Origin of the sequence: Ktedonobacter sp. SOSP1-85, from assembly GCF_016587415.1 — a bacterium.
Taxonomy (GTDB): Bacteria; Chloroflexota; Ktedonobacteria; order Ktedonobacterales; family Ktedonobacteraceae; genus Ktedonobacter.
The window spans coordinates 3273374-3294139 of sequence record NZ_BNJI01000001.1; the positions used below are offsets into that span (position 1 = coordinate 3273374).

The window sequence follows — 20766 nt, forward strand, 5'->3', positions numbered from 1 at the left end:
AACTGGTCAGCATGTGATGGGGGCTTGCTTTCGGCAAGCCCCCCATCACATGCTGACCAGTTATAAATCTATTAAACCGCGTTGGGCGGCGAGGGCGACGGCCTCGGTGCGGTTGGTCGCGCCCAGCTTGCTCATGATGGAGCTGACGTGAAATTTGGCGGTGCGCTCGCTGATGACGAGATGGGAGGCGATCTCTTTATTAGGCATGCCCTGAGCCAGGAGACGTAGCACCTCCAGCTCGCGCTCGGTGAGCTCTTCAACCTGGGGAATGCCTTGCAGGGTCCGGTGGTTGTTCTCGCGTTCGCGCTGGCCCATGTGCCGCAGCAGCTTAGAGGCGACGAGAGGCTGGAGGAGCGAGCCTCCCTCCATCGCAAGGCGAATAGCCTTGAAGATCTCATCGCGGGGCGAGCCTTTGAGCAGATAGCCGTCCGCGCCCGCCTGGATGGCGTGAATGATGCGTTCATCTGTATCAAAGGCGGTAAAGACAATGATACGCGCATTCTGCCGGCGCTGGCGGAGCTGCTTGATGGCCTCGACTCCGTCCATGATGGGCATTTCCAGGTCTAAGAGCAAGATATCTGGCTTGAGGAGTTCGGCCTGGCGGATGGCCTCGTCGCCGCTGGCACATTCTGAGATGACCTCAAAGTCGGGCTGGGTCTCCAGTACCGCGCGCAATCCCTCGCGTACGATAGGGTGATCGTCTGCCAGCAATATATGGATCATTGTCTGTGCCTTTCTCTTCATGTTAGTCCATGCAAGCATGGACCCTACGGGCGGTAGGCTAAGTTAGTCCATGCAAGCATGGACCCTACGGGCGGTAGGCTAAGTTGTAGGGTCCATGCTTGCATGGACTCTTCCTGTTAATAGGGGACCGCGATATAGAGATATGTTCCCTGGCCGGGATCGCTTTCAAGGCAGAGCGTGCCATTGAGAAGCTTGACGCGCTCGCCTATGCCTTTGAGTCCAAAGTGGCCCTCCTGGGTGGCAAGCGTGTCGAGGTCGAAGCCCTGACCATCATCTTTGATGCTTAACTGGACCTGGTGCTCGTTGGCGGTCAGCTCCAGGTGAATATGCGTGGCCTGGGCATGACGATGGGCGTTGTTGAGCGCCTCCTGCGCAATGCGGTAGAGACCAGACTCCACACTCGCCGGGAGCGGCGGAAAGAGGGCCTCTGGCGCATACTGGAAACTAACCAGTGCGTGCGGTGCCTGCTCTTCGTGCGCCTTCTCCTCATGGACCAGGGCCTCAAGGGCTTCGGGTAGGGTGCGCCCCTGGAGTGGCGCGGCACGCAGATCCATCACTGAGCGTCGCGCCTCCTCCAGGTTGCCGCGAGCCAGGCGGAGCGCGCGCTGCAAGGCCTCGTGCGCGCGCTGGGGCTTGCTCTCGGCCAGGGCGTCGGCAGTCTCCAATTGTAAGGTGACCGCGGCCAGGCCCTGAGCAATCGTGTCGTGAATCTCGCGGGCCAGGCGGTTGCGCTCCTCGATAGTCGCCAGGCGGGCCGCGGCGCGCATGTGTTGCGACGAGATGCGTGCTCGCTGGATTGCCAGGCCGATCTGGTCGCCGATGATGTGTAACAGTTGCAGCTCTTCTGGTTGTAGCTCGCGCCAATCTTCGCTGGCGACATTGAGGACACCGATGCGCGTATCACCAGCGTAAATAGGAATGCTGGCATGAAAGCGTAGGCCAAGCGCCGATGGATCGCTGTTGCGTTCCGCGTTCTTTAAGCGGCTACAGCGTAGCACGTCGATATTTGAGGCACCCGAAAGCTCGCCACTTAAGAAGGTATCAAGGCATTGACAGGAGCCTGTCATGCGCTCAGGGTGGTCCGCCAGGTAGGGTGGGAGATCCTGCGAGGCCGCGATATAGGTACTGCCCCATTCATTTAGTAGCCAGACCCAGCCCGTGCGTAGCCCGAGCAGGTCCGTGACACGGACCAGGACCTCCTGGAGGGCCTCGTGAACATCGATGCTATGATTCAGATAGCTCGCGATATCATAGAGCACCGCCAGGTCACGGTTATTATGTAGCAGCGAAGGAGTTTCGACTGGTTGTTTCTCAAATGGTTCTTGTGTCATTGCTCACACAGGGAGAAAGATATAGCCATTACGGTTAGTTGGTAGGAGCGCACTTAATAGCAGGTTCTCAGCGCTAAGAGAAGTATAACACCGCTGGGTGAGGGTGTCGAGCGGGTGCCTGCTATCTCGTTAGAATCACGAGGTGATGCGCTGCTGGCTCTTTGGAAGAGGTAGAGCTAGTTCTCGTTATGCCATGTTGCGTCTCTTTGCCACCCCAGATCTATGCTTGTGTTATCTCCATTGCTAATGTTATCATATTTGTCGATATACATTCCTGATTGTCGATATACATTCCTGACTTACAATTCGTTGGCGGCGCATCATGCCGCCTCCTGTTTCGGAGGAAGCCTTATGGCCGTGCCACCAGGTCGGCGCGAAGCGAAGAGTACACCTTCTTCGGCGTCGAAATTTCTCGGTTGGTTGTATAGAATCTGGATTGCTCTGAGTCGCCCTCTCTTCTCAGTGCTGCTGGCGTTGATTGTCGGCGGTATCTTTATCATGGCGACGACCTCAGGCACATTTGATGTTCGACTGAACACCGTCTTTAGCGGTTATCAGTACCTTTTTCAGGGCTCCTTTGGCGATCCACAGAGTCTCTCCTATACTCTTGTGCGCGTAGGTCCCTTGATCCTGACTGGTCTCTCTGTCGCTATTGCGTACCGGGCTGGCCTATTTAACATTGGTGCCGCGGGCCAGCTCGCTGTTGGAGCCATGACCGCGGGTATTATCGCCTATACCTTTCCCGCCCTCCCGGGCATCGTGCTTGTGCCACTGATGCTACTGGGAAGCATTGTCGCTGGTGGTATCTGGGGTGGTATTGTCGGCCTGCTTAAAGCCTGGCGTGGTGCGCACGAAGTGGTGACCACGATCATGCTCAACTGGATCGCTTTCTATGTTACCGACTATCTCATCTCTGGCCCCTATAAAGCTCCTCACCAGGCGACGCAGACGCCATCTCTGCCAACTCAGGCGCAACTTCCCTTCCTGGCCACGACCTATAATAATACGCTGGGCCAGTTCTTGCCTCAGATTACTAATCCTGAGCAGTATCTTACCGATGTCGGCTTGCTGATCGCGCTTGTCGTTCTCATCTTTTACTGGTTCCTTACGAGCCGGACCGCCTTTGGCTATGAAATTCGCGTCATTGGGCAGAATCCCAGGGCCGCGCAATATGCGGGTATCCGCACCAAGCGCAATATGTTCCTGGTGATGGCGCTGTCCGGTGCCTTCTCTGGCCTGGCGGGCGCGATCCACCTCATGGGTCAACCTCCGTATCAATTGTTTGGCTCGACATTTGCGATTGACCCGACCGGTTTTGACGCGATTGGCGTCTCGCTGCTCGGGCGGACCACGGGCGTTGGTATTCTCCTGAGTGCCCTCCTCTTTGGTGGTCTGCGTCAGGGTGGAACCACAATGCAGCTCTTTGCTAAGATTCCTGGCGACATGGTGTATGTCATTCAGGCGCTGGTGCTCTTTAGTATCGCTTCCTTTAATGTTGGCGCTGATTACATGCCCGCGATCACAAAGGCCTTCCGCCGCCGCTCTAAACGCGCGGTCGTCCCCGCGATTGAGGTTCCGCTGGCGGGTCCCATCGTCGGCAATCCCCTGATCGTGATTGAGAACGATAGCTTGCACGAAGTCGAGCCTGGCGCGTCGGACGCGGTGACAACAAAGCACGAGGGGGTTCCTGCCGAGAGCGTCCACTCCGAGGAGCGCCCATCAAATCCCATTGAGGAGGGTCGTTAGTAATGCTTGGCTTAATCTTGAGTGTGCTGCGTTCAAGCGACCTATGGGCCGCGACGCTTCAGTTTGCCGCCCTGCTGCTGTTGCCCGCACTGGGTGGCGTGATCTCAGAGCGCGGCGGTATCACTAATATCGCCATGGAAGGCATGATGCTGACCGGGGCCTGCGCGGGTGTCATGGTGGCGCGTGCGACCAATAATGTGCTGCTAGGCGTCGTGGGCGCGATTGTCGCGGCTACGCTGATCTCCCTGATTCATGCGCTGGTCTCGATTAACTTCAAGGCCAATCAGGTTGTCAGCGGTATCGCGATCAACCTGTTCGCGCTGGGCCTGACTAACTATATCGTCTTTATCCAGACGGCGGGCCAGGGCGTGCCTTCGCTGAATGATTCGCTGCGCCTGCCCCAGGTCTCGCTGGGTCCGCTCTCCAACATTCCCTTTATCGGTCCCGTCTTCCTACAACAGAATATTATCTTCTATGTCGCCGTGGTGATCCTGTTCGCGACGCAGTTCCTGCTCTTCCATACCAACTTTGGCCTGCGTATCCGCGCGGTCGGTGAGCACCCTCACGCCGCGGATACAGCGGGCGTTAATGTACGCTTGATGCGCTACATTTGCGTGGGTGCCAGTGGTGCCTTCGCTGGCCTGGCGGGTGCCTATCTCTCGCTGGGTATTGCTGGCGTCTTTACCTCCAACATGACGGCTGGCACAGGCTTTATCGCGTTGGCGGCGATGATCTTTGGCAAATGGACCCCCTGGGGGACCGCGGGCGCGTGTGTCGTCTTTGGCCTGGGTGAGGCGCTGGTCTCACGCCTACAGGGACCAGGCATTGATCCTAACCTGTTGAGCACGCTGCCCTATATCCTGACGCTGTTCGCCCTCGTTGGCCTGGTCGGTCGCACGATTCCACCCGCTGCCGATGGTGTTCCTTACGAGCCAGGCACGGAATAGGAGGTTAAAGAGTTATGCAAGAAAGCACGCTTATACAACCCGTGGGCGAGAGTAACGCTCCCTATGCGGTAGAGATGCGTGAGATCTCCAAGGCCTGGCCTGGCGTGATCGCCAATGATCATGTCAACCTGCAAGTGCGCCAGGGCGAGATTCATGCCCTCATGGGCGAGAATGGCGCGGGCAAGTCGACCTTGATGAATATTCTCTATGGTCTGATTCGACCCGACAGCGGCGAGATCCTGGTCAATGGCAAACCAGCCTCCATTCACGGGCCACGTGACGCCATTCGCCTCGGGATTGGTATGGTGCACCAGCATTTTATGCTCATCCCACCCCTGACGGTGGCAGAGAATATCATTCTTGGGCGCGAACCCGGCGGTGTCGCCGGTACTTTGAATCTAAAGCAAGCGCGCGCCGAGCTGAAACGCCTGAGTGACCAGTACGGCTTGCCCATTGATCCCGACGCTAAGATCAAAGATCTCTCGGTAGGTTTGCAGCAGCGTGTAGAGATCCTCAAGGTCCTGGCGCGAGGCGCGGACATCCTGATCATGGACGAGCCAACGGGTGTGCTCACACCCCAGGAGACGGATGAACTCTTTGGCGTGCTGCGTGGCCTGGTCAAGCAGGGCAAGACTATCATCTTCATTACCCACAAGCTGCGCGAAGTCCTGGATCTGACCGATAACATCACGGTTTTGCGGCGGGGTAAGAACGCTGGCAGCCTGGTGACGCGGGATACCAACCGGCGCGAGATCGCGCGTATGATGGTTGGCCGCGACGTATTGTTGCGAGTGGAGAAAACGCCTGCCCAGCCGGGACCAGTGGTGCTGCAAACGAAGGATCTCTGCGCGAAGTCCGACCTGGGCCTTGATGTGTTGCATGATATCAACTTCGAGGTACGCTCGGGCGAGATCCTGGGCATCGCAGGCGTCGAGGGGAATGGCCAGTCTGAGCTGATCGAGGTTATCTCTGGTATGCGCAAGGCGACCTCGGGCAGATCACCATCACTCCGGTTAAGGAGGGGAAGGCGGGCAAGACCGTTGACCTGACCAATATGCACGCCGACGATGAGCGATTGATGGGCCTGGCGCATATTCCCGAAGACCGGCGTGAGTGTGGCCTGGTGCTCAGCGAGTCAATTAGCGACAACATCATCCTGGGACGTCAGCGCTGGCCCGAGTTCGCACGCGGCAAGTTCTTGCTCTCGCTGGGCAAGATTCGCGAGGCGGCGCGCAAGCTGGTCGCGGACTTTGATGTGCGTACGCCATCGGTTGATATTCCCGCCAGAGCGCTCTCCGGTGGTAACCAGCAGAAGGTGATCATCGCGCGCGAGCTTGCGAGCAATCCCGAGGCCCTGATCGCCGCCCAGCCTACGCGTGGCGTCGATATTGGTGCCATCGAGTTCATTCATCGCCGCCTGATTGAGCAGCGTGATGCTGGTAAGGCTGTGCTCCTGATCTCAGCCGAACTGGATGAGATCCGCTCTCTCTCCGACCGCATCGCGGTCATGTACGAAGGGCGAATCGTAGACATCGTCGGACCAGAGGTTACCGAGGAGGAACTCGGCGTACTCATGACCGGCGGCGGAGCGCACCACGAAGAGAGATAAATATAAACAAATAGAGGGTGTATGGATACGGGTTGGCTCAGCCAACCCGTATCCATACACCCTCTATTTGTTATGTCCTTGTTTGAGGGTAATATTAAAATAGGGGCAAGCTGATTTTCTAAGAAAGAAGAGATGAACTATGAGTGAGCAATCTGCGGTCTCAATTCCTCCAGGATTGGTGGAGGCGTTGCGTGGCGCGAAAAGCATTGCTGTCCTGACGGGGGCGGGCATCTCGGCTGAGAGTGGCCTGCCTACCTTTCGCGATCCCCAAACGGGTCTCTGGGAGAAGTTTCGCCCGGAGGACCTGGCGACTCCTGAGGCTTTCCAACGCAATCCTAAACTGGTCTGGGAATGGTATGCGCACCGACGCGAACTGATGGGCCAGGCTCAGCCCAATCCAGGGCACGCGGCCCTGGCAGCTATTGAGCGGCATGCCGCTACCTTTACGCTCGTCACCCAGAACATCGATGGGTTGCACCAGCGAGCGGGCAGCCGGAATGTGCTGGAACTGCATGGCAATATCACGCGCACCAGGTGCATTGAAGAGGATACGCTGGTGGAGTCCTGGTCGGCGAATGGCGAGGTGCCTCCGCATTGTCCTCGCTGTGGTGGCCTGTTACGGCCAGACGTGGTCTGGTTTGGGGAATCGCTGCCAGAGGAGACCTTTGAGCAGGCGCTAGAAGCCGCGATCTTCTGTGATCTCTTCTTCTCTATCGGCACCTCGGGCCTTGTGGAGCCAGCCGCCTCGCTGACAGAGGTCGCGCGCCGGGCTGGGGCCACCATTGTCTTCATCAATCTTGAAGTCGAGCCGCTGGCCTCGCCCGACCTCTACCAGCTCAATGGACCTGCCGGGCAGATCCTGCCGGAGCTAGTGCGCCAGGCCTGGCGGGACGAGGTCTAAATGTTAAGGCTTTGCAGGATTGCCCATCAATACACAGTCCTTACGCTATTCTTTGGCATAGGAGAATCGCAAAGAGAGTAGAGATTTCGGTCACATTCTCTCGCCGCGTTCCGTCAGAGAAGTGACGAGGGAAAACCACCTCATCGCGACCGGTTCCGTAGTTCTTCTCATTGCCGCTTCCTGGGTGCTTCGACCACAAAGCCGCACACTTGGGAAATTGACCGATGGTCCCGGTAGCATGCTGAAACGTGCGTAAACCAGCATCCCAGTTCAGCATCATCTAACCATGTACAACAAAGATATCTATAAGGAGAAGAAATCCATCATGCAAGCACGAATGAGCAATCCCGCAACGATTCTTCCTGACGCCATGAATGCCATACTCACCCTGCTCAAAGCGACGAGAAAGGGCGGAGTACCGCAGCAGACGCTTGAGCTTGTCCACCTGCGCGCGAGCCAGATCAATGGCTGCAGTGCCTGTGTTGACTCAGGCTCACGCAGCGCCAAAAAGGCAGGCGAAACAGATGAGCGTCTCTTCGCCGTGGCAGCCTGGCGCGAGACGCCCTACTTCACCGACGCCGAACGTGCCGCCCTCGCGCTCACAGAGGCTGCCACCCGCCTCGCCGACCGAACTGACCCGGTCCCAGACTCGATCTGGAACGAGGCTGCCAGCCACTACGACGAAAAGGGGCTCGCGGCCATCGTCCTTATGATCGCCACGACTAACCTCTTCAACCGCCTCAACGCCACCACCAGGCAGGTGGCGGGTCAGAGTTGGTAATGTGAATGATGAATCTCAAACCGGCGCGATTCGCGCCGGTTTGAGATTCGCGCCGATTTTCACTCCGTCGTTCCAGATTTCTTCGATACACGCGTTCATCTTCCCAGCTCGGACGTTCGGTGTCGTATCATGTCAAGGGGTAGGCGGCTTCTTATCTCCAACGATGCACAGCCTGGGCGCAAAAGAGGAAGCTCGACCAGGTGAGTAAGAGAGGTATTTTCGATCCCACGACGGAGACAAAGGAAATAAAATGAGGGGCGTCCTTGGCGAGGTTTCAAATGTTAAGGCTTTGCAGGATTGTTCGGGTCCGGCTATTAGGCGTATAGATTATAAGCCTGATATCAGCGCTACCGAGCATCTGCAAGGTGAAATGCTCAAACTCTAGAATGCCCAAGGTTGAATGCTCTATGACCTTGGGACCCTCTAGCGCGCTCCGTACATCATGGTGGGGCCACCACTGGCAAAACTCGGGACTTACCTGCTTCAAATCCTCAATTAACTCCTCAAAATAGGGATCGTCGGGATAGCGTGCGCTAGCCGCACGGAACTCCGCTAATGTGCCTCGCGCAATCGTCTCCCAATTTGAGCGTGCCCGCATCGTGGGGCTGGTAAAGAGGCGCCATATCAGGTTGCGCGTGTATGTGGAGGTTGCGTTTGAAATGGAGAAGATGATATCAGCGGCTTTATTCCAGGCTAGATAATCATACCGGCGACCCATGACATAAGCGGGAGACGGATTGAGATCGTCAAGCACTTGTTGGAGCGCCGGGCTAACACTCTCGTGTGTAGGAGAAAGCGGAGTTGGCAGTGGTTGCCCAGCGAGCACAAAGAGGTGCCGGCGTTCATTTGAGGTCAACTTGAGCGCCTGGGCGATACTCTCAAGAACCTGGGCCGAGGGATGCACATCGCGTCCCTGCTCCAACCAGACATACCAGGAGGTGCCAATATTGGCGAGCTGTGCTACCTCTTCTCGGCGCAGTCCTGGCGTGCGACGGCGGATACCAGGCGGCAGTCCCACATCGGTGGGCGAAAGGTGCATCCGCCGTTGGCGTAAAAAAGTAGCGAGGGTCTGACGGCGTTCACGCTCATGCATATTGGTTGCTGCTACCTTTCTCATACTCAAAGGTGAGCGAACCCACCCTTAAGCGGTCAGTTGTTCCTGCTTCATCGTCAGTTGCCAGCGCACGGGAACCTTTGGATCAGCCCTCCCGTTTCGGTCTCACATTGACTCCACAGGCGCTTTTACGTCATCGGTCGTAGCCACTACCCAGGACGGCCAGCTTTAGGCGTGAAGCTGGCGAAGCATGTCGGTGGCGAACCACGCGAGATTCAACGCGGCATTCAGGTCGCGGTCCAGGATGCGTTTACAAATCAGGCATTGATAGGTACGATGTTTGAGTGGCATGCGCTTTTTGACATGCCCACAACACGAACACCGTTTGGTGGAAGGAAACCAGCGCGAGGCAATGAACACGTCTCCTCCTGCGGTGGCGACCTTGGTCTTGAGGAACTGCAAGAGTTGTCCCATCGCCGCATCAGCCACAGCTCTCGCCAGTTTGTGATTGGCCATCATCCCCAACAGATGGAGGTCTTCGATGCCGATCACTCCAGCGGTCCGTGCCAGTTCGGTGGTAAACTTGTGCTGGACATCCCGGCGAATATTGGCGATCTTCTGGTGCTCGCGGGCCACCTTCACCCGTTGTTTCTCATAATTTTTGCCGAAAACGGTTCGGCCCGTCTCCGGGTCTTTCGTTTTCTGCTTCCGTGCAAGGGTTCGTTGCAACTTGCCGAGCTTCCCCAGATGGTGTTCGAGCGGCTTTTGGTTCTCAAGTCGTCGCCCATCGGAAACCACAGCAGCCTGCTTGATGCCTACATCCACCCCCACGACAGCCGTGGGAGTGGGAGAGCGCTGTTTCTTGATCTCGACCTGAATACTCACATACCAATGACCTGCTTCACAGGAGACCGTTGCCCCCAGCATTTTGACCGACTCACAGATGACCTGCTTGCGCTGGTTGCGCTTCTTCGTCGGCTGTGGCGCTTTTCCCTCCTCCACAAAGCGCAGCTTTTCGGCGAGATTGACGGTCCCAAGTTTGCGAAGCAGTTTCCCTCGCCCTTTCCCGATCTTGCGCTGATCCAGAAGGAAGCGGCCAAGTCCTGGGATTGACATCCAATGACTGCCGAGGGTGAATTTGTCATTGGAAAGGTAAAAGGATTCGTGCGATTTCCCTTTTTTCTTGTACCTGGGATACTCGGCTCGGCCTGCGAAGAAGTTGTCGTAGGCTTTCTTCAGGTCATCAAAAGCTCCTTCCACCACACATTTCGTCACGTCGTAGGTCCACGGATACTCCTGCTCCCGGATCTTGTTGAACTGCTTTTTCAGGGACATCGCGTTGGGAGACGTGAGCGTGCGCTCGGCCTCGGGGACCGTTTCTTGTTCCACTTTGTACGCTTGATACTGTTTCTCCCACTGTTCTCTCCCCCAGTTGTAAATGAATCTTCTCGTACCACAGGCACGTTTGAGATACTCCACCTGTTCAGGCGTCGGGTTGATCCGTATTTTGTGCGCGGTTTTCATCCTTGAGCGCTTTCTCTAAGGCTTTGCGGTAATTCCTGAGACCGTACAAGCGTGAACTAAAATCGTGGACAATACTCATCAAGTCCTGCACGACCTCTTGTTCGGGCGAAAGTGTCTCCGTGTTCATCACAACCAATTCCGTGTGATGAGCCTCGCACAGATGCTTGATCAGGGCAAAGCCACAGCGAGCCAGCCGATCCTCATGGGCAATGAGCAGGCGCGAAACCTGCCCTTCGATAATGGCATCGACGAGCCGAAGAAACCGCTTGCGCTCAAAATTGAGGCCGCCCCCGATTTCCATGATCCACTCATCCACCACCAGTGACTTGGAGGCTGCGTAGCTTTCTAAGGCGGCCCGTTGGTTGTGTAAATCCGGTCGTTGAGCGGGGCTTGACACCCGGCAATAGGCCACCGTTCGGCGTATGGCTGGCCGTTGAGGAAGGTTAAGCGCCGTAGCCAGATCGGCCTCATCATAGTAGCGACGCCCGGAAATGGTTCGTTTCGCTTTGAGGCGGCCTTCCCGATCCCAGCGCTGCAAGGTTTTTACACTGACACCTATTTGCTTGGCAAACTGTGCAACTGAGTACATGTAATGATTTTAGCTCACTTTTGCACACTTTGTCAATATCTGGTATTCATCTCCTTATCCTGGTGGTGAGAGACCTATGATTAAGAAACCCTGTTCCTGGCATCAGCAACAGAGTATAGTCAAGCCAGGCGCCTGCGTCAACAGGGCCTGGCTCCTTTTCCTCAAGAGAACCTTCGCGCCTGCGGCGCTCGGGGTAAGGGTGTGCGTAAAAAATGGCTTTGCCATTTTTTACGCACACCCTTACCCCTGAGGATTGGCGAACCGAGGTGAGAGTCAGAAGAGCATTGGAAGCTCTGTAAATGTTTGCTTAGAAGCGAGGAAATTATTCTATGTCTCTGAAGTTTGGTGTATCCCTGCCGCAAGGCTGGGCAATGGAACTGGTGGGAATTAAGGATCCAGTCGAAGCCTATGAAGCAATGACGCGCGTGGCTCAGGTTGCTGAAGAAGTGGGTTTTGTATCCGCCTGGCTTGTTGATCACTTTCATACTATCCCACGCCCATCCCAGGAGTTCACCTTTGAATGCTGGACCACCACCGCAGCCCTTGCGCGTGATACGACGCGTATGCGCATCGGCCAGTTGGTTACCTGCAATGGCTATCGTCACCCCGCGCTGCTCGCGAAAATGGCCAGTACCGTCGATGTGCTCTCGCATGGACGACTCAACTTTGGTATCGGGGCAGGCTGGTTTGAGCACGAGTATCGCGCTTATGGATACGACTATCCCGAGGCCCCTGAGCGCTTGCGCTACCTGCGAGAGGCTGTTCAAGTTATTCGAGCCATGTGGACTCAGGAGGAAGCCGCCTTCGAGGGGAAATATTACCAGGTACGTGGAGCTATCAACCAGCCTAAAGGTGTGCAAAAGCCACATATTCCCCTGCTTATTGGAGGTGGCGGCGAAAAAGTGACGCTCAAGCTGGTCGCACAGTATGCTGATGCATGCAACCTGAGCGGCGATCTAGAAGACATCAAGCATAAACTGGCCGTGCTCAAAGAGCATTGCGAAACGGTTGGGCGCGACTACGAAAGCATTCATCGCACGATCACCTGCCTATGTGCCATTGGCGAGACCGATGAGCAGGCCAGGGCGAAATTTCCCGCCGCGCTCCTGGGCAGACCGGTAGCTGCAGGCGCGTTGATCGGCAGCCCGGATACAATTCGTCGCCAGCTTGCTGAGTTGGAGGAAGCTGGTATCCAGGAAGTAATCATTAGTTTCTCCTCCGATAGTTTGCAGTTGGACACCTTGCGCTTCTTCGCTCAAGAGTTCATCGCATAAACGGAACAGTCATTGTCGGGTCCATGCCAGCATGGACCCGACAATTTTATTTATAAGGTCTAGTGGTCTAGATGTCTTGACAAAGTCATGGGAAGTGGGTAATGTTGCTTTTAGAATGTATCGTTCGGGTATAGGCCCTAAAAAGCGTATTAAAGATGTGCTGGCAATGATTGCCAGAAAGGAGAGCTGTATGACGCACTCTCGTCGACCCCTGGTGCTAGGAGGCACCCTCTTTCTACTCCTCTTTTATCTCTGTGCTTTTGCCCTGCTCAATGGTGGTGGCAAGGCTTATGCACAGACGTTCTCCGCTACTAAGAGTGGCGATGACATGTTCGCCGCGCCAGCTCCCGCGAGCAAGCGCATTGTGGGTTATTTCACGGCCTGGAGCATCTATGGACGCAACTATAATTTGCATAATGTAGATGTTAATGGTCAGGCCAGCAAGCTGACGACCATTAACTATGCTTTTAGCAACATCAGTAGCGATCTTAAGTGTCAGCTTGGGGATAGCTGGGCGGATACTGACAGGCCATTCGCCGTCGCCGAGGCCGTGAACGGCCAGGCCGATAGCTGGTCTGATCCCTTGCGGGGCAACTTTAATCAGCTTAAAGAGCTGAAAGCCTTGCATTCCGGTCTCCAGACCATGATCTCGATTGGCGGTTGGAGCTGGTCCGCGCTCTTCTCGGACGCGGCACTGCCTCAGAACCGGGCGGCCTTTGTCCAGTCCTGCATCGATCTCTATATCAAGGGCAATTTGCCATCCGCCAATGGCGCGGGGGCTGGTGTCTTCGATGGCATTGACATTGACTGGGAGTATCCAGCCGCGCCTGGTAACACTGGTAACGTTTATCGGCCCGAGGATACGCAGAACTTTACGGCCCTGCTGGCCGAGTTCCGCCATCAGCTTGATGCCTTAAGCAAGCAGACCGGGAAGCGCTATCTCCTATCGGCCGCCCTGCCTGCTGGCCCGGATAAGTATCAGAAGATCGAGCTAAATAAGATTGGTCATTACCTGAACTGGGCTAATCTGATGACTTATGATCTGCATGGGGCATGGGATGCCCAGGGACCAACCGATTTTGCTGCCCCGCTCTATAGCAGCCATAAGGATCCCTCCCCTGCTCCCACAAACGCGTACAGCGTCGATGATGCCGTGCGCGCCTACTTGAGAGCGGGCTTTGAGGAAGAAAAACTGGTGGTCGGTATTCCCTTCTATGGTCATGGTTGGACGAACGTACCAAATCAGAACCATGGACTCTACCAGAGCAGTCCGGACATGCAGCCCGCGCCAGGCGTGTACGAGGCTGGCACTAATGACTACAACGTCCTGGCACAGCTCAATTATCCTACGTATCGCGACCCCATTACAAAAGCATCCTGGATCTTTGATGGCACCACCTTCTGGTCGTTTGATGACGCCACGGCGGTAGCTACTAAGGTCCATTATGTGAAAAGCCACGATCTGGCTGGCGCAATGTTCTGGTCGCTGGATGGGGATGATAGCTCGGCTACCCTGACCACGACAGTCTACAATGGCTTCCACAGAAATACGGGCCAGGGAGCCCCGGTCTTTGCAAGCCGGGGAGGAACCCCATAGGGGCGCGGTGGCCGTTCCTTACGGCCTGCTTGGGGATGGGGCAGCGTGCCGTGTCCCAACCTGGTAGGCGTAGCCAGTGCTGCGTCCGATCAGCCGGCAAAAGCGGTGAGGCACATCGGTGACCTTGCCGTGCGCCGTCGTGATGGTGAAGTAGCCGCTGGCTTTCACCGCTACACGCCCCACGTGGGTACCCCGGCAGGCAAAGCGCTCGGGGACCACGGCTCGCACCAGGTCCCCCGTTTGATACCCAAAGTAGCGTTTGCGGCGCTTGCGATGGCTAACCGGGAGCCCCAGCACATTGACGTTGCACAGCCGTCGATGCCCGCGCCCCGTCGCCCGCACGAGCAGGGGCACGACGTCCCCCGTGCGCAGGCGCTCAGGGGTGGAGGCTCCCACAACTGCCGCGTCGAGCCAATGCGTCTTCGGGAGGGCCCGCGTGATTCGATGGTACTTGGTCAGGCCTCCAGACCCCGTTTCCACGGGCAGACCGGTCGCCTTGAGCCGCTCGAAGAGTTCCCAGCGCGTGACATTGACGGCCGCCGCGGCTTTGAGCGGGGTCTTCGCTTGCCTGAGAATGCGTTCCAGGCGCACAGGATCATGAGCGAGGAAGTCTCGAATATCCTGGGTGCCTTTTGCCAGATTGCAGGCTTCACAGGCCAGGGTGAGGTTGGATACCCGCTGGCTGCCCCCCTGGCGCGCGCGAGGATGTGTTCCAGTTGGAGCGGGATGCCCGTTGCTCCGCAGTACGCACATGCCCTTCCCCATTTCTCCAGGCAGTATTCCCGCACTTCGTAGCCGAACAGGGTGCCCTGCTGATACTCGAGGCCGGAGATGTCCGGGTGCTCCAACTTCTGCAGGTCGAAGCGCACCAGTTCCTGGGAGAGTGTGGTCACGTGCGCGATCCCGCTGGTCCGCGCCACCCAGGTCAGGATGTTCTCCACCCGCGAGACGAGCGACGGGGGCAGCCATCCGGCTCTGCGCCTCCGGTTGGCAAACCGCGGAGCGCGATAGCGGGTCTTGCGGGATCTGCGCCCCCGGCGCACATTGCGGCGGGTATCCAGGGCTTTTTTGATCGCGGCACCCCGATGGGTGAGTTCGGCGGCCCAGACGACCTCCCCGCCCGCGTCGTCCACCAGCGCCAGCCCGGTAGTGTGGGCGCCCGGATCGATTTTGAGCCGCAGCGGGGCAGGGGCAGGATGCTCGACCTCCCGCTTGAGGATGATGGTAAAGGGAGCAGTCCGATAGACGGCCGCCTTTCCGGCGGTGAGCAATCGACGTGCTCGCCCCGGATGGACCGGGGGCAGCGGGTGCTTGAGCGTATCGACGACAAAGACGTTCGACATGGTTCCTTCCTTTGTGCCCTTGCGGGCCTCCGCTTGCGCGGGTAATGCTCACCTCGACAACGTGTGCAAGCGGTTTGTTGGAAAGCGCACCGGCTTCACCCTCTACACATTTTAACGCTTTCCCGCAGAGGTTCAGGCTGGTGAAGCACCTGAACGTGCCTATGGACATCGGCGGTGCCGCATTCGCTTGCAACGGAGCCCGATGGGAGGAGCCTGCTCTTCCCCTGGCTGAGTCTGCTCATGTCTCGGGCCTGCGGACGGCGCGAACGCCCCTCGCAAGCCCCCGCATTCGATGCGGGGGTACATGACTCTGATTCAGACGATTAGTCTATTCCTGGCGTGTGAGATGAGGTGCTCAGGCGAGCACCTCATCCTCTAGAAGATTGTGCTTGTTTTTGAGCGAGAGGCCGCTTCCCTGGCGGCGTAGCATCACCATTTCCGCGGCGATGCTCAGCGCGATCTCATCGGGAGTTTCCGCGCCCAGGTCCAGGCCGATGGGTGCGTGGACGCGCTCCAGTTGCTTGCGTGGGATGCCCTCTTCGCGCAGGTGATGAAAAATCTGCTTGACCTTGCTGGTGCTCCCGATCATACCGATATAGGCCGCCCGGGTGGATAGCGCGGCCTTTAAGGCGTCTCTATCCAGTTGATGCCCACGCGTGACGATCACCAGCCAGCTTGATTCATCAGGTTCAAGGGCCTGGATGGTCGCGGGGATATCGCCGAAGATGAGCTGTACTTTCTCGCCAAAGAGCTGAGGATCAGCCAGGTCGCGCCGGTCGTCCACCACGACAATGCGGAAGTCCAGCCTGTGCGCCAGGCGCGCCAGGGCCTGTGCCACATAGCCCGCGCCCACGATAACCAGGCGTGGCTCGGGGCGTAGGACCTCAAAAAAGACCTCCAGCGTCGCGCCACAACTGCCGACTGACTCGCCGTTATCGGCATCGATATGAATATGTGCCAGGTGTGAGTGATTCTCACTCAGCGCCTTCAATCCCTCATCGACGACCTTTTTATCCGTGACGGGTCCCGCCATATGCCCCTGGGGCGTGCCGTCCGCCGCGATTAGCAGCTTGGTGCCAATCTCGCAGGGGGCCGCACCCATCGTCTTCACGACTGTGGCCACGACGACGCGCTCACCACGTCGCAGGGCCGCCTGAATCTCATTGTACAAAGTAATGGCAGTCATTGCCCACCTCTCGCGCACTACTCAATCACTGAATACTTATCCTGTTATTATACTATTACGCTGACTGCAACCTCTCCCCTGGTCGCTAGTATTTTCCTCTTTTGGCCTACGTGAAAAGAATATGATAGTGACACGATAACGAGAATCTTCCTTGCGATAGGCGAGGTAGATATAGGGTTCAAGCCACGCTAGCAGCCTTCTCGTGACCAATCTTCATAACTTGACAGCATGCTCCAGGTTGTTCTATAATGTTAGAACAAATTTTCAAGATATAGATTGAATGGGGCGAGATTCTAGCGGAATGTGAATGGGTGTTTCTGTCAGGGATGGCACAGTAGAGTTGTATTGAGTAGGCGTACATACTGGGCAAAGCGCATATTTCCCAGAGAAGACAACGTGATTGATCATCTAATAGGAGTGTTAACAATGAGTAACGGCCAGACGTTTAACCCTAGAGAACACCTGATAAATATTAAGAATGGGAAGGGCGTATCGGAGTACCTGGAGGTGAAGTGGCGTTTGGTGTGGTTCCGCCAGGAGTGCCCTCAAGGTACGATTGAAACCGAAATCGTGCACCTGGACCTGGATAAGGATGTCGAGGCCGAGGCATTTGTGTGGAACGCCGAGAAGCGGCGCAGCGAGAAGGTCGTGAAGACGGCGAAGGGTGTGGCCATCTTCCGGGCGACTGTCCATGATGGCAAGGGCGGATCGGCGACGGGGACCAAGTCGGAGAACGCGGCGAACTTTCCAGATTTTATCGAGAAGGCCGAGTCGGGCTCTATTGGCCGTGCGTTGGCCGCGCTTGGCTATGGCACACAGTTCGCGCCAGAACTTAATGAGGAGCAGCGCATTGTCGATGCGCCCGTAGAGCGGCCCACAAATGGCAGCTATGCTGGTAGCAATGGCAATAGTCACACCCAGGGCGGCTTTGCGGCCACCGCCAATGGGCGCTTTAGCGGCCAGGGGCAGCAGAGCGCGAACGCGCAGGGCCCAAATGGAGGCCCGAGCAAGAGTGAACCAGCGCCTGACGCGGCTGCGACGGAGCAGCAGATTTCTAGCATTAAGAAGCTCTGTCAGCACCTGGAGAAGCCAGAACCAGACAACCTCTCGAACCTGACCTTCTTAAATGCGAAACAGTTGCTCCAGCAGTTTACGGAGGAGTATAGGGCGCAGAAGCAACAGAAAAAGGCGTCCTAACCATCCTCCAGAAAGCTTGATTCTACATGACTCCTAGCGATATCGAGTACGCCGAAAAGCGTATGAAACAGAAATGGTATGACCTGGCGCTTGCCGAGCAGCAGGGAGCCTCGCTCCCGACCCTTGAGCGGCTCTTTAACACGTATATGCTCGCTGTCGAAGAGTATAACCGATGTTCCGAGTCCTATCTCGTGGAGCAGCAGCAGGCCAGAAGCACACTGCCCGCTGTGCGGACTTCGCAGCAGCTTATGTGTGTGCCCCAAGGCGAGGAGCGCCCAAAGGAGCGTCGTCAGCGTAGGAAAGCCTCGTAGGGCGGATATCGTAGGTCAAAAAAGAGGGCGCAACCAGATGGGTTGCGCCCTCTTTTTTGACCTACGATATTACAGGCCATTGACGAAATTGACGATCTCTGTGGCCACGGCCTCAGGAGCGTCGAAGTTGACCAGGTGGCCGGCGTTGTGGATGATTGCCAGCCTGGAATGGGGAATCTCACGGTGCAGGCGCTCGGCATATGTGAGCGGCATCTGCTGATCTTTCTCACCCCAGATGAGGAGGACTGGCTTCTTGAGCACCGCCAGGTCGGTTGAGACGGCATTGGTATAGTAGGGGATGAGCAGGCGAATGTGCTGGTAGAGCACCTCTTTGCCCACTTCGCTGTTCCAGGGTGCGATATAGTTATCGATCACACTGGCGAAGCCTTTGACGTTGACCACGCCCTTGCCCAGGGTCTCGCGCAGGTCGCGCACGACATCCTCGACTGAAGCTTCTTTAGGGGCATCAAAATCCTGGCGCTTGCTCATCTCGGACAGGGGCCAGTTCTCGTCGAAGGAGTGGAGGTAACTAATCGTATCCAGGAGGACCAGGGCCGAGGTCTGCTCGCGATACAGACGCGTCGCCAGGATCTGCGCGACGCCGCCGCCAACGCCATGCCCGACCAGGATGATATTATTCAATTTGAGGTCTTTGAAGAGCAGGGCCAGGCCGTCTGCCTGTCCCCAGACCGAGGTATCGGCGGGCCAGGGATGCTCCGACTGACCATAGCCAAGCATATCGAAGGCATAGACCGCGCGACCCAGGCCAGCTAGCTGGGGCATGATCTCTTCCCAGGCGAAGGCGCCAGCGGGGAGGTCGTGCAGGAGCACGATTGCCCCCTCGGGACCGCGCTCGGCATTCTGGACGATGTAGCTATATTTGTAATGGATAGCGTGCCCTGTGCGCCGCTCCCGTGAGGTATTGGTACTTGTAGGCATAAGTCCTCTCTTAATTGGATAAATGATATGTATACTATAGCGCGCCACGTTGGAGATGTCCATGCAGGCAAGAACCCTCTCGTTGAACGAAAGGCAGATAAATGGCTGAAACATTTGAAGCGCGCAGATCTCGGACCTCGGTAGGGACCAGCTTTAGCGCGTCCGAATGCCATTTATGGCAGTGCGGCGCAAGCCGAAACCTTGAGTGAGCAGCAAACGACCGCCCATCCAATATGGTGCCATGGAAGCGTTTCGGGCTCCGCCTACAGGCGATCAATCGCCTTCGGACGCGCTAAAGCTGGTCCCTACCGACTTAGTTAGGCTTTGGCGTACAGAGCAGGTACGTTGTAGAAAGCGTTAAAGCCAGCATAGCGAGCCGCCTCAGCCCCTAGTTCATCCTCAATCACCAGCAGGCGGTTGTACTTGGCGACGCGCTCACTGCGGGCGGGGGCGCCAGTCTTGATCTGCCCGGCATTGGTGGCCACGACGAGGTCGGCAATTGTCGTATCCTCGGTCTCACCGGAGCGGTGCGAGACGACTGCGGTATAGCCCGCACGCTTGGCCATCTCAATGGCCTCCAGGGTCTCGGTCAGCGTACCGATCTGGTTCAGTTTGACCAGGATGGAGTTCGCTGAGCCCTCGCTGATGCCACGTTTGAGGCGGGTGGTGTTGGTGACAAACAGGTCGTCGCCTACCAGTTGGACGCGGCTTCCCAGGCGCTGGCGCATTATAGACCAGCCTTCCCAGTCGTCTTCCGCCAGGCCATCCTCGATGGTAACGATGGGATATTCGCCAATCCACTGCTCATAGAGATCGATCATCTCTTTAGAGTTGAGGGTGCGACCCTCGCGCGCGAGCACATATTTGCCATTCTCATAGAGCTCGGTCGAGGCTGTGTCCATACCCAGGAAGATATCCACACCTGGTTTGTACCCTGCGGCCTCAATGGCGTCGACTATCAACTCAAGGGCCTCGCGGTTGGAAGAGAGCGAAGGCGCAAAGCCACCTTCGTCGCCGACATTGGTATTGAACTTCTTGCCGTGCAGCACCTTTTTCAGGCCCTGATAGACCTCGGCGCCCCAGCGCAGGGCCTCGCGGAAGGAAGGCGCACCAACGGGGAGAATCATGTATTCCTGGAAATCGGTCGAATTATCGGCGTGCTTGCCACCATTTAAAATATTGAGCATTGGTACAGGTAGCGTACGAGCCGAGATGCCTCCCAGGTAGCGGTAGAGCGGCTGCTGATGGGCCTGGGCTGCGGCTTTGGCAACGGCCAGAGAGACGCCCAGGAGGGCGTTCGCCCCCAGTTTCCCTTTGTTAGAGGTTCCATCCAGTTCGATCATGATCTCGTCGATCATTACCTGGTCGGAGGCGTCCAGGCCAACAAGGGCGTCGCTGATCTGGTCGTTAACGTTCTCAACGGCCTTGAGTACTCCCTTGCCGCCATAACGGCTCTTGTCGCCATCGCGCAGTTCGACGGCCTCGTGGGCGCCGGTTGACGCGCCCGAGGGAACCGCTGCGATCCCATGTGCTCCGCCCATCAGAAGCACTTCAACTTGAACGGTTGGATTGCCACGCGAGTCGAGTATCTCGTGCGCGGTAACCTCTTCAATTGTTGTCAGATCATCCGTATTCAGTGGCATACTACAAAATCCTCCACGAAAACAAGATTCGATATCTATTGCATTGCTAT

At 57.0% G+C, this 20766-nt stretch carries 16 protein-coding genes and 2 pseudogenes; 9 read left to right on the forward strand and 9 right to left on the reverse strand.

The genetic code is table 11. The annotated features are described in order from the left end of the window. Positions 1–60 precede the first annotated feature (60 nt). Together KTE_RS13710 and KTE_RS13715 are read right to left on the reverse strand one after the other, a co-directional pair. Positions 61–723 (reverse strand): response regulator transcription factor, encoded by a 663-nt coding sequence (locus tag KTE_RS13710; protein ID WP_236037969.1) that lies wholly within the window; start codon positions 721–723, stop codon positions 61–63. A gap of 137 nt (positions 724–860) precedes the next feature. Further along, entirely contained in the window at positions 861–2075 is a 1215-nt protein-coding gene (locus KTE_RS13715) for a GAF domain-containing sensor histidine kinase (RefSeq protein WP_201381749.1), read from the reverse strand. A gap of 351 nt (positions 2076–2426) precedes the next feature. On the opposite strand from KTE_RS13715, the gene KTE_RS13720 reads away from it, so the two are divergent. From KTE_RS13720 to KTE_RS13740, 5 genes and pseudogenes are all read left to right on the forward strand, one after another. Beyond that, the gene (locus KTE_RS13720; RefSeq protein WP_201381750.1) at positions 2427–3821 is read left to right on the forward strand and encodes an ABC transporter permease; all 1395 of its coding nucleotides are present in this window, start codon (positions 2427–2429) and stop codon (positions 3819–3821) included. Positions 3822–3823: 2 nt separating this feature from the next. Beyond that, the gene (locus tag KTE_RS13725; RefSeq protein WP_201381752.1) at positions 3824–4768 is read left to right on the forward strand and encodes an ABC transporter permease; all 945 of its coding nucleotides are present in this window, start codon (positions 3824–3826) and stop codon (positions 4766–4768) included. Positions 4769–4782: 14 nt separating this feature from the next. Beyond that, positions 4783–6377: pseudogene (locus KTE_RS49555) on the forward strand (ABC transporter ATP-binding protein). Positions 6378–6516: 139 nt separating this feature from the next. After that, positions 6517–7278, forward strand: coding sequence for an NAD-dependent deacylase (locus tag KTE_RS13735; RefSeq protein ID WP_201381754.1), 762 nt, complete (start codon positions 6517–6519; stop codon positions 7276–7278). 325 nt (positions 7279–7603) lie between these two features. After that, positions 7604–8059, forward strand: a complete 456-nt coding sequence (locus tag KTE_RS13740; protein WP_201381756.1) for a carboxymuconolactone decarboxylase family protein — start codon at positions 7604–7606, stop codon at positions 8057–8059. A gap of 274 nt (positions 8060–8333) precedes the next feature. Here the strand turns inward: KTE_RS13740 and KTE_RS13745 are convergent, their stop codons facing one another. The 3 genes from KTE_RS13745 to KTE_RS13755 all read right to left on the reverse strand — a co-directional run bounded on the left by KTE_RS13745 (position 8334) and on the right by KTE_RS13755 (position 11226). Then, positions 8334–9152, reverse strand: a complete 819-nt coding sequence (locus KTE_RS13745; protein ID WP_201381758.1) for a helix-turn-helix transcriptional regulator — start codon at positions 9150–9152, stop codon at positions 8334–8336. A 189-nt stretch (positions 9153–9341) separates the two neighbouring features. Continuing rightward, complete coding sequence (locus tag KTE_RS13750; protein WP_201381760.1) at positions 9342–10637, reverse strand: RNA-guided endonuclease TnpB family protein; 1296 nt, start codon at positions 10635–10637, stop codon at positions 9342–9344. After that, positions 10597–11226, reverse strand: a complete 630-nt coding sequence (locus KTE_RS13755) for an IS607 family transposase (RefSeq protein WP_201381762.1) — start codon at positions 11224–11226, stop codon at positions 10597–10599. Before KTE_RS13755 ends, KTE_RS13750 begins: the two co-directional genes overlap by 41 nt. Positions 11227–11555: 329 nt before the next feature. Between KTE_RS13755 and KTE_RS13760 the strand changes: the two genes are divergently transcribed. Both KTE_RS13760 and KTE_RS13765 read left to right on the forward strand, forming a co-directional pair. Beyond that, positions 11556–12500, forward strand: a complete 945-nt coding sequence (locus KTE_RS13760; protein WP_201381764.1) for an LLM class F420-dependent oxidoreductase — start codon at positions 11556–11558, stop codon at positions 12498–12500. Positions 12501–12690: 190 nt separating this feature from the next. Further along, positions 12691–14097, forward strand: a complete 1407-nt coding sequence (locus KTE_RS13765) for a glycoside hydrolase family 18 protein (RefSeq protein WP_201381766.1) — start codon at positions 12691–12693, stop codon at positions 14095–14097. Between the two features lie 18 nt (positions 14098–14115). Here KTE_RS13765 and iscB read toward each other — a convergent pair. Together iscB and KTE_RS13775 are read right to left on the reverse strand one after the other, a co-directional pair. Further along, positions 14116–15440: pseudogene (iscB, locus tag KTE_RS13770) on the reverse strand (RNA-guided endonuclease IscB). 355 nt (positions 15441–15795) lie between these two features. Next, positions 15796–16626 carry an XdhC family protein gene (locus KTE_RS13775; protein WP_201381768.1) on the reverse strand — a complete coding sequence of 277 codons (831 nt, stop codon included), beginning with the start codon at positions 16624–16626 and terminating at the stop codon, positions 15796–15798. Between the two features lie 426 nt (positions 16627–17052). On the opposite strand from KTE_RS13775, the gene KTE_RS13780 reads away from it, so the two are divergent. Both KTE_RS13780 and KTE_RS13785 read left to right on the forward strand, forming a co-directional pair. Then, positions 17053–17823: a hypothetical protein gene (locus tag KTE_RS13780; RefSeq protein ID WP_201381770.1), complete on the forward strand. Its 771-nt coding sequence runs from the start codon at positions 17053–17055 to the stop codon at positions 17821–17823. Positions 17824–17849: 26 nt separating this feature from the next. Next, a complete protein-coding gene (locus KTE_RS13785) occupies positions 17850–18134 on the forward strand; it encodes a hypothetical protein (protein WP_201381772.1) in 285 nt (94 codons plus the stop codon). Positions 18135–18203: 69 nt separating this feature from the next. Here KTE_RS13785 and KTE_RS13790 read toward each other — a convergent pair whose 3' ends face one another. Continuing rightward, a complete protein-coding gene (locus KTE_RS13790) occupies positions 18204–19073 on the reverse strand; it encodes an alpha/beta fold hydrolase (RefSeq protein ID WP_201381774.1) in 870 nt (289 codons plus the stop codon). 317 nt (positions 19074–19390) lie between these two features. Beyond that, positions 19391–20695 carry a phosphopyruvate hydratase gene (eno, locus tag KTE_RS13795; protein ID WP_201387074.1) on the reverse strand — a complete coding sequence of 435 codons (1305 nt, stop codon included), beginning with the start codon at positions 20693–20695 and terminating at the stop codon, positions 19391–19393. Between the last annotated feature and the right edge of the window lie 71 nt (positions 20696–20766).

Bases quoted from the DNA above. Each gene is read 5' to 3' on its own strand.
- KTE_RS13710 (WP_236037969.1), bottom strand. From the start codon at position 723: ATGATCCATATATTGCTGGCAGACGATCACCCTATCGTACGCGAGGGA.
- KTE_RS13715 (WP_201381749.1), bottom strand. From the start codon at position 2,075: ATGACACAAGAACCATTTGAGAAACAACCAGTCGAAACTCCTTCGCTG.
- KTE_RS13720 (WP_201381750.1), top strand. From the start codon at position 2,427: ATGGCCGTGCCACCAGGTCGGCGCGAAGCGAAGAGTACACCTTCTTCG.
- KTE_RS13725 (WP_201381752.1), top strand. From the start codon at position 3,824: ATGCTTGGCTTAATCTTGAGTGTGCTGCGTTCAAGCGACCTATGGGCC.
- KTE_RS13735 (WP_201381754.1), top strand. From the start codon at position 6,517: ATGAGTGAGCAATCTGCGGTCTCAATTCCTCCAGGATTGGTGGAGGCG.
- KTE_RS13740 (WP_201381756.1), top strand. From the start codon at position 7,604: ATGCAAGCACGAATGAGCAATCCCGCAACGATTCTTCCTGACGCCATG.
- KTE_RS13745 (WP_201381758.1), bottom strand. From the start codon at position 9,152: ATGCATGAGCGTGAACGCCGTCAGACCCTCGCTACTTTTTTACGCCAA.
- KTE_RS13750 (WP_201381760.1), bottom strand. From the start codon at position 10,637: ATGAAAACCGCGCACAAAATACGGATCAACCCGACGCCTGAACAGGTG.
- KTE_RS13755 (WP_201381762.1), bottom strand. From the start codon at position 11,226: ATGTACTCAGTTGCACAGTTTGCCAAGCAAATAGGTGTCAGTGTAAAA.
- KTE_RS13760 (WP_201381764.1), top strand. From the start codon at position 11,556: ATGTCTCTGAAGTTTGGTGTATCCCTGCCGCAAGGCTGGGCAATGGAA.
- KTE_RS13765 (WP_201381766.1), top strand. From the start codon at position 12,691: ATGACGCACTCTCGTCGACCCCTGGTGCTAGGAGGCACCCTCTTTCTA.
- KTE_RS13775 (WP_201381768.1), bottom strand. From the start codon at position 16,626: ATGACTGCCATTACTTTGTACAATGAGATTCAGGCGGCCCTGCGACGT.
- KTE_RS13780 (WP_201381770.1), top strand. From the start codon at position 17,053: ATGAGTAACGGCCAGACGTTTAACCCTAGAGAACACCTGATAAATATT.
- KTE_RS13785 (WP_201381772.1), top strand. From the start codon at position 17,850: ATGACTCCTAGCGATATCGAGTACGCCGAAAAGCGTATGAAACAGAAA.
- KTE_RS13790 (WP_201381774.1), bottom strand. From the start codon at position 19,073: ATGCCTACAAGTACCAATACCTCACGGGAGCGGCGCACAGGGCACGCT.